Genomic DNA, 7064 nt, shown 5'->3' with positions numbered 1-7064 from the left:
GCGGGGGGGCCGCCCCCCGACCTGGGGGAGATTCTCGTGCGCCCGGGGGGGGAGGCGCCCGGGGGGCCCCGCCCCGCGGCCCGCTCCCCGCGGCCCGGGGACACCAGGGTGGTCGAGGTCCCGGTCCCGGAACCGGGCCCCGGCCAGGTCGTCGTCCGCAACCTGTTCATGTCGATCGATCCCGGGCTGGTCCTGCGGATGAACGACCTGAGCACGCTCGACATCCCCGACTTCGCGGTCGGGGCGCCGATGTGGTGCGACGCGATCGGCGAGGTGGTCGACACCGCCGACGAACGGCTGAGCCCCGGGGACGTCGTCTGGCACCGGTTCGGCTTCCGCGACTACGCGGTCGCGGAGGCCGGCGAGTTCCGCCGGGTCGACCCGGACGCCTACCCCTCGCTCACCCACCACCTGTGCTTCGGGCTGACGGCCTACGTCGGCACCGAGGTGGCGCAGATCCGGCCGGGCGACACGTTCTTCGTGTCCAGCGCGGCCGGTGGGGTGGGCAGCATGGCGGGCCAGCTGGCCCGGCTGCGGGGGGCGACCCGGGTGATCGGCTCGGCGGGCACGCCGGAGAAGGTCCGCTACCTCAGGGAGAGCCTCGGCTTCGACGACGCCTTCGACTACCACGAGGGCGTGCGGCCGCGGCTGCCGGAGCTGGACGTGTACTACGACAACGTCGGCGGCGCCCACCTGGAGGCGGCGATCGACGCGATGCGCCCGCGCGGGCGGATCGTCATGGGCGGGCGCAACGAGGAGATCCGCACCGGATCCGCGGAGGGCCCGCGCAACATGATGGCCGTGATCGGCAAGCGGCTCGAACTCCTCGGCTACTACACCTTCGACCACCCCGAGCTGTTCCCGGTCTTCGACGAGCGGTTCCCGAAGTGGGTGCGCTCGGGGGAGATCGTCGTCGCCGAGACGGTCGTCGACGGCCTGGAGAACGGCGTGAGCGCCGCCGTCAACCTGATGCACGGCGCGTACGTCGGGAAGGTCGTGCTCCGCATCTGACGGGACGGGCGGCCCGCCGGACGGACGCGGTCCGTCCATCCGGCGGGGCCCGGTTCGTCGCAGTGGCAGCAACGGCCAAGGGGGTGGCGGCCGAGACACCCCACCGGAGACACGGAGGAACGATGGCGAAGGTTCTGGAACGCGGCGCCGGGGAGCGTGCGCGGTGAGCGCCCCGCAGACCGGGGGCGCGGAGAGCACGGCGGCCCGCCTGGTGCGCGAGCGGCTGGAGATCTCGGCGCTCACCCGCCGTGCGGGCGCCGGGCTGATCGCCCTCGACGTGCTCGTCAACGTGCTGCTGGGCGCGCTGCCGGTGGTGTTCGTGGTCGCGACGGCGGTGCTGCTCGGCAAGGTGCCGGCGGCGATGGCCGGCGGCCTGGACTCCCCCGCGTGGGACTCGCTGCTCGGCGCGTTCTTCGTGGCCGCGGCGGCCTTCATCGGGCAGCAGGTCGTCGCACCCGTCCGCGAGTCGGTCGGCGAGCTGGTGGCCCGGCGGATCGACGGCGAGGTGATCGACGACGTGATCGCCGCCGCCACCGGCACGACGAGCGTGGGCCCGCTGGAGGACCCGCAGGTCGTGGAGGACCTGCGCACCGCCGCCCGCGAGCTGGAGACCTGGGTGCAGAGCCCGGGTCAGGCCTGCGCCGGCCAGCTCGCGCTGATCGGCCGCTACACCCAACTCGCCGGCTACGCCGGGGTGGTGGGCGCCGTCTTCTCCTGGCTCGCCGCGGCCGGGCTGGTCGTCGCCGTGCTGCTGTTCCGCTACGGGCTGCGCGGCGGGCTGCGCAAGTACGCCGACGTCCGCTTCGAACTCGACGGCGCCGAGCTGAAGAACGACTACCTGCGCGAGCTCGCGATCGCCTCGGGCGCCGCCAAGGAGATCCGCGTCTTCGGCCTGAACGGCTGGCTGCGCGGCTTCTGGGGCTCCTCCTACCGGGAGTGGCTGGTGCCGCTGTGGGCGGCCCGGCGCCGCATCTACCTGTGGCCGTTCGTCTGGTTCACCGCCTGGGGCATGGCGGTGACCGCGACCGTGATGGCCCTCGTGGGGCGCGGCGCGGCCGGTCCCGGCGCCGACCTCACCCTCACCGACTTCGCCCTGGTCGTCACGGCGGCGCTCAGCGCGCTCACCCTCGGCGAGTTCTACCGCGAGTCCGACCTGCCGACGGCCGTCGGCATGCACGCCTACGGCGCCACCAAGAGCTTCCTGGGCCGCCTCGCGGCGGAGGAGCCCGCCCGGGCCGCGGCCGTCGAGGTGCCGGAGCCCGCGCACACCATCACCTTCGAGGACGTCTCCTTCCACTACCCCGGCGAGGACCGGGTGATCCTCGACGGCCTGGACCTCACCCTCACCGTCGGGCGGTGCACCGCGCTCGTCGGCCTCAACGGCGCCGGCAAGACGACGCTCGTCAAGCTCCTCGCCCGGCTCTACGAGCCCACGTCCGGCACCATCAAGCTGGACGGCGTCGACATCCGCAGCTACCCCGTCGAGGCCTGGCGGGCCAAACTCGGCGTCATCTTCCAGGACTTCGCCCGCTACGAGGTCTCCGCCGCCGACAACGTCGCCTTCGGGTCCGTCGCGCACCGCGACGACCGCGCCGGTGTGGAGGCCGTCATCGACGCCGTCGGCCTGCGCGAGGCCCTCGACGGGCTGCCGCGCGGCCTCGACACCCCGCTCGCCCGCCACCTCGACGGCGGCGGCGACCTCTCCGGCGGGCAGTGGCAGCGCGTCGCCCTCGCCCGCGCCCTGTTCGCGCTGCGGCACGGCTCGCCGGTCCTGGTCCTCGACGAGCCCACCGCGAGCCTGGACGTCCGCGCCGAGGCCGGGTTCTTCCGGGAGTTCACCGAACTCTCCCGCGGGGCCACCACGCTGCTGATCTCGCACCGCTTCTCCACCGTCCGCCAGGCCGACCACATCGTCGTGCTGGAGGGCGGCCGGGTCGCCGAGCAGGGAAGCCACGACGAACTCCTCGCCGCCGAGGGCCGCTACGCCCGGCTCTTCCGCCTCCAGGCCGACCGCTTCACGGACGCGGACACCTCCGACGCGGACACCTCCGGGGAAGTCACCTCCGACGACGAGACCACCGAGAGCACCGAAGCAGCCGGGAGCGCACGATGAAGGAGACCCTGTCCGGCACCTGGCGGCTGCTCTCGATCGCCTGGAAGGTCGACTGGCGCAAGACCGTCACCGCGACCGTGCTGATGATGGCCGGTGCCGTCGCCGCACCCCTGCTCGCCGCCTTCCTCGGCCTCATGACCGACGCCGTCGTCCAGGGCCACGGCGGCACCGCGGGCGGGTACGGGATCGTCGTCGCGATCCTCGCCGTCGTCACGCTGTCCTTCGGCAACTTCGCCCACGTCGCCTACTTCGAACTCGCCGAACTCGCCGAGCAGCACTTCGTCGAGGACCTGATCACCCTCTCCAACGGCTCCGAGGGCATCGAGCACCACGAGCGCTCCGACTACGCCGACCTCGTGACCGTCCTCCAGCCCGAGAGCCGGCGCTTCCCGAACGCCTTCCAGGCCCTGTTCAGCCTGTTCGGGCTGATCCTCGCCGTGGTCTTCACCGCCGTCCTGCTCGCCCGGCTCAACCCGCTGCTCCTGCTGCTGCCGCTGGCCGCCGTCCCGCCGCTGATCGCCGGCCGCAAGGCCGAGGCCGTCACCGACCGCGCCAGGACCGCCACCGCCGAGCCCACCCGCATCGCGCTCAACCTCTTCCGGCTCTCCGCCAACGCCCGCTTCGCCGGCGAGCTGCGGGTCTTCCGGATGAGCGACGAACTGCGCCGCCGCCACGCCGAACTGTGGGACACCACCAGCCGCGGCCTGTGGCGCGCCAACACCCGCGCCGCCGCCGTCCGCGCCGGCGGGCAGACCGTGTTCGGCCTCGCCTACATGGGCGCCATGATCCTGGTGATCCGCGAGGCGATCTCCGGTCGCCACGGCGTCGGCGACGTCGTGCTCGTCATCTCGCTCGCCACGCAGGTCAACCGGCAGGTCGCTTCGGCCGTCAACCTCCTCGGCGACCTCCAGCGGATGACCGGCACCCTGCGCCGCATGGACACCATGCGCGACGTCGTCACCCGGGCCGACGCCCCCGCCGCACGGCAGGCACCCCCGGAGCGCTTCACCCGCGGCATCCGGCTGGACGACGTCGACTTCGCCTACCCCGGCACCGACGCCCCGGCCCTGTCCGGCGTCTCGCTCGCCCTGCCGGCCGGCTCCACCGTCGCCGTCATCGGCGAGAACGGCGCCGGCAAGAGCACCCTCGTCAAACTCCTGTGCGGCCTCTACCGCCCCACCCGCGGCCGCATCCTGCTCGACGGCACCGACCTGCGCGACCTGCCCACCGAGGAGTGGCGCGAGCGGATCGCCGCCGGCTTCCAGGACTTCGTCCGCTTCGAGCTGCCCGCCCGCCACACCGTCGGAGTCGGCGACCTGCCCCGGCTCGACGACGACGCGGCCGTCCGCGAGGCCCTCGAAAAGGCCCACGCCACCGACGTCGTCGGCCAGCTGTCCGACGGCCTCGACACCCAGCTCGGCACCAGCTGGACCGAGGGCGCCGAACTCTCCGGCGGCCAGTGGCAGAAGCTCGCCCTCGGCCGGGCCCTGATGCGCGAGGCCCCGCTGCTCCTCGTCCTCGACGAACCCACCTCCGCGCTCGACCCCGAGGCCGAGCACCACCTCTTCGAGCGCTACGCGACCCAGGCCCGCACCCTCGGCGCGTCCACCGGCGCGATCACGCTCCTCGTCTCGCACCGGTTCTCCACCGTGCGCATGGCGGACCTGATCGTCGTCGTCCGCGACGGCCGCGTCGTCGAGACCGGCGACCACGCCACCCTCATGAAGGCCGACGGCCTGTACGCGGAACTCTTCGAACTCCAGGCGCTCGCCTACAAGTAGCCGATCGCGAACGAGCCGGCGCGCCTGGCGGCCTCTCCCACACACCCGTTCCCAGGAGGAACCCCTTGCGAAGATGGACCGCCCTGTTCACCACCCTCTTGACGGCGATAGCCCTCGCGGGCGCGGCCACGCCCGCGAGCGCCGACGACGGCGACTCTCCCGACCTCGCTCTCGCCAGGGGCGTCACGACCAACGGCATCATGACCCACGTCCGCGCCCTCCAGCGCATCGCCGACCACAACGACGGCCTGCGCGCCTCCGGCACCGACGGGTACGACGCCGCCGCCGACTACGTGGAGCGCACCCTGCGCCACTCCGGCTACGACGTCCAGGAGCAGCAGTTCACCATCCCGTACTACCGGGAACTGAGCCCCGCCGCGCTGACCGAGGTCTCTCCCAACGCCGTCACCATCAAGGCCGACACGTTCGTCTACTCGGGCAGCGCGGACGTGACGGGCACCGTGGTGCCGACGACCAACGTGGTCGTCCCGCCGACGCCCCAGCCGAGTTCGGCCTCCGGCTGCGCCCCCGGGGACTTCCCCCCGGTGCCGGCCGGGGCCGTCCGGATCGCGCTGATCCAGCGCGGCGGCTGCGGCTTCGCGCCGAAGACGGCCAACGCGCAGGCGGCCGGCTACAAGGCCGTGATGATGTTCAACGAGGGCCAGCCGGGCCGTGACGGCGCGCTGACCGGCACGATCGGCGGGCCCACGGGCATCCCGGTGGTCGGCCTCGACTATGCCAGTGGCCTCGCCCTCTACCAGGCGGCCACGTCGAGCACCGGCGCGACCGTCCACCTCGTGACGAACACCGAGCAGAATCCCAACGCGGAGACCCGCAACATCATCGCGGAGACGCGCGGCGGCGACCCGAACCACGTCGTGCTCGTGCACGCCGAGCTCGACGCCCTGCCCAGCGGCCCCGGGATCAACGAGAACGGCACCGGCGTGGCGACGGCCCTGGAGATCGCGCGGCAGCTCGCGCGCCTGCACGTGCCGCCGCACTACAAGGTCCGCTTCGCGTTCTTCGGCGCCGAGGAGACCCGCGCCTTCCGCGACGCCACCGGCGCGGTCGGACTCCAGGGCTCGCTCCACTACGTCGACACGATCGGCCCGGCCGAGGTGGCCAAGATCTTCGCCGCCGTCCACCTGGACTCGATCGGCTCGCCCAACTACACCCGCTACGTCTTCGACGGCAGCGGACCCGCCGGGTCGGACAAGATCACGAAGCTGTTCACCGACGCGTTCGCCGCGCGCGGCATGGCCACCGATCCGCACCCGCCCACCACGTTCGACGGCGACTCCGACTACGGGCCGCTGATGAACGCGGGCGTCCCGACCAGCGGCCTGTTCGGCGGCGCGGCCGAGGTCAAGACCCCGGACCAGGCCAAGAAGTACGGCGGCACCGCGGGCCAGGAGAACGACCCGTGCTTCCACCAGGCCTGCGACACGATCAAGAACGTCAACCGCACCGCGGTCGGCGACTTCGGCGCCGCGGCCTGGACGGTGGTGCGCGAGCTCGCCGCCAAGGGCCTGAGCTGAGAAGTGTCCCGCGCTGTCCGACCACGTGATTGTCCAGAACCGCTCCCCCTGTTCGTCGTGGGAGTGCGGTGACGGACGGTCCGTTCCGGCCGCCCGGTGCGATCACCGGGCGGCCGGTGCCGGTCCCGCCCTAGAATTCGGTTGCCGCGCGTCCGTCAACTGAGAGTTGGGGTTATGAAGTTCATGCTCTTCGTCTGCGTCGACAAGGCCGCCTACGAGGGCGAGCCGCAGAAGCCGGTCGAGCCCGACGAGCCGATGCCCTGGGCCGACGAGCTCGACGCGGCCGGCATCCGCCTGCACGGCGACGAGCTGAGCCCCTACCACGCCGCCACCACCGTCCGCCTGCGCGGCGGCGAGGTCGTGCTCGGCGACGGCCCGTTCGCGGAGACCAAGGAGGTCATCGCGGGCTACGACATCATCGACTGCGCCGACCTCGAAGAGGCCGTCAAGATCGCCGCCCGCCATCCCGTGGCCGAGTACGGCGTGATCGAGATCCGCCCCTTCCGCGGCTGAGCGTGAACGTCGAGTCCGCCGTGGGGGGGGGGGGGGGGGCGCCCGGCCGGCCCGCGCCCGCCGCCCCGGGGGCGGGGAGAGCACCCACCGCGCACGCCCCCGCACAAG

General features: G+C 73.1%; 5 protein-coding genes. All 5 read left to right on the top strand.

Annotated elements, in window-relative coordinates:
• Positions 1-36 precede the first annotated feature (36 nt).
• The 5 genes from ACFV4G_RS31010 to ACFV4G_RS30990 all read left to right on the top strand — a co-directional run bounded on the left by ACFV4G_RS31010 (position 37) and on the right by ACFV4G_RS30990 (position 6956).
• Positions 37-1011 (top strand): zinc-binding dehydrogenase, encoded by a 975-nt coding sequence (locus tag ACFV4G_RS31010; RefSeq protein ID WP_380445437.1) that lies wholly within the window; start codon positions 37-39, stop codon positions 1009-1011.
• Positions 1012-1174: 163 nt separating this feature from the next.
• Entirely contained in the window at positions 1175-3124 is a 1950-nt protein-coding gene (locus ACFV4G_RS31005) for an ABC transporter ATP-binding protein (RefSeq protein WP_380445434.1), read from the top strand.
• A complete protein-coding gene (locus ACFV4G_RS31000) occupies positions 3121-4905 on the top strand; it encodes an ABC transporter ATP-binding protein (RefSeq protein ID WP_380445433.1) in 1785 nt (594 codons plus the stop codon). The genes ACFV4G_RS31005 and ACFV4G_RS31000 overlap by 4 nt, the downstream gene beginning before the upstream one ends.
• Before the next feature lie 65 nt (positions 4906-4970).
• The gene (locus ACFV4G_RS30995) at positions 4971-6443 is read left to right on the top strand and encodes a M20/M25/M40 family metallo-hydrolase (protein WP_380445432.1); all 1473 of its coding nucleotides are present in this window, start codon (positions 4971-4973) and stop codon (positions 6441-6443) included.
• 174 nt (positions 6444-6617) lie between these two features.
• Positions 6618-6956, top strand: a complete 339-nt coding sequence (locus ACFV4G_RS30990) for a YciI family protein (protein ID WP_359959702.1) — start codon at positions 6618-6620, stop codon at positions 6954-6956.
• Positions 6957-7064: the final 108 nt, after the last annotated feature.

The organism is Kitasatospora sp. NPDC059747 (genome assembly GCF_042732955.1).
Lineage (GTDB): Bacteria > Actinomycetota > Actinomycetes > Streptomycetales > Streptomycetaceae > Kitasatospora.
The sequence above is the reverse complement of the archived record's forward strand: the minus strand, read 5'-3'. Positions and strand labels throughout refer to the sequence as shown.

What these genes read in the sequence shown, in the direction of transcription:
- ACFV4G_RS31000 (WP_380445433.1), top strand. Translation starts at nt 3,121, where the DNA reads ATGAAGGAGACCCTGTCCGGCACCTGGCGGCTGCTCTCGATCGCCTGG.
- ACFV4G_RS30990 (WP_359959702.1), top strand. Translation starts at nt 6,618, where the DNA reads ATGAAGTTCATGCTCTTCGTCTGCGTCGACAAGGCCGCCTACGAGGGC.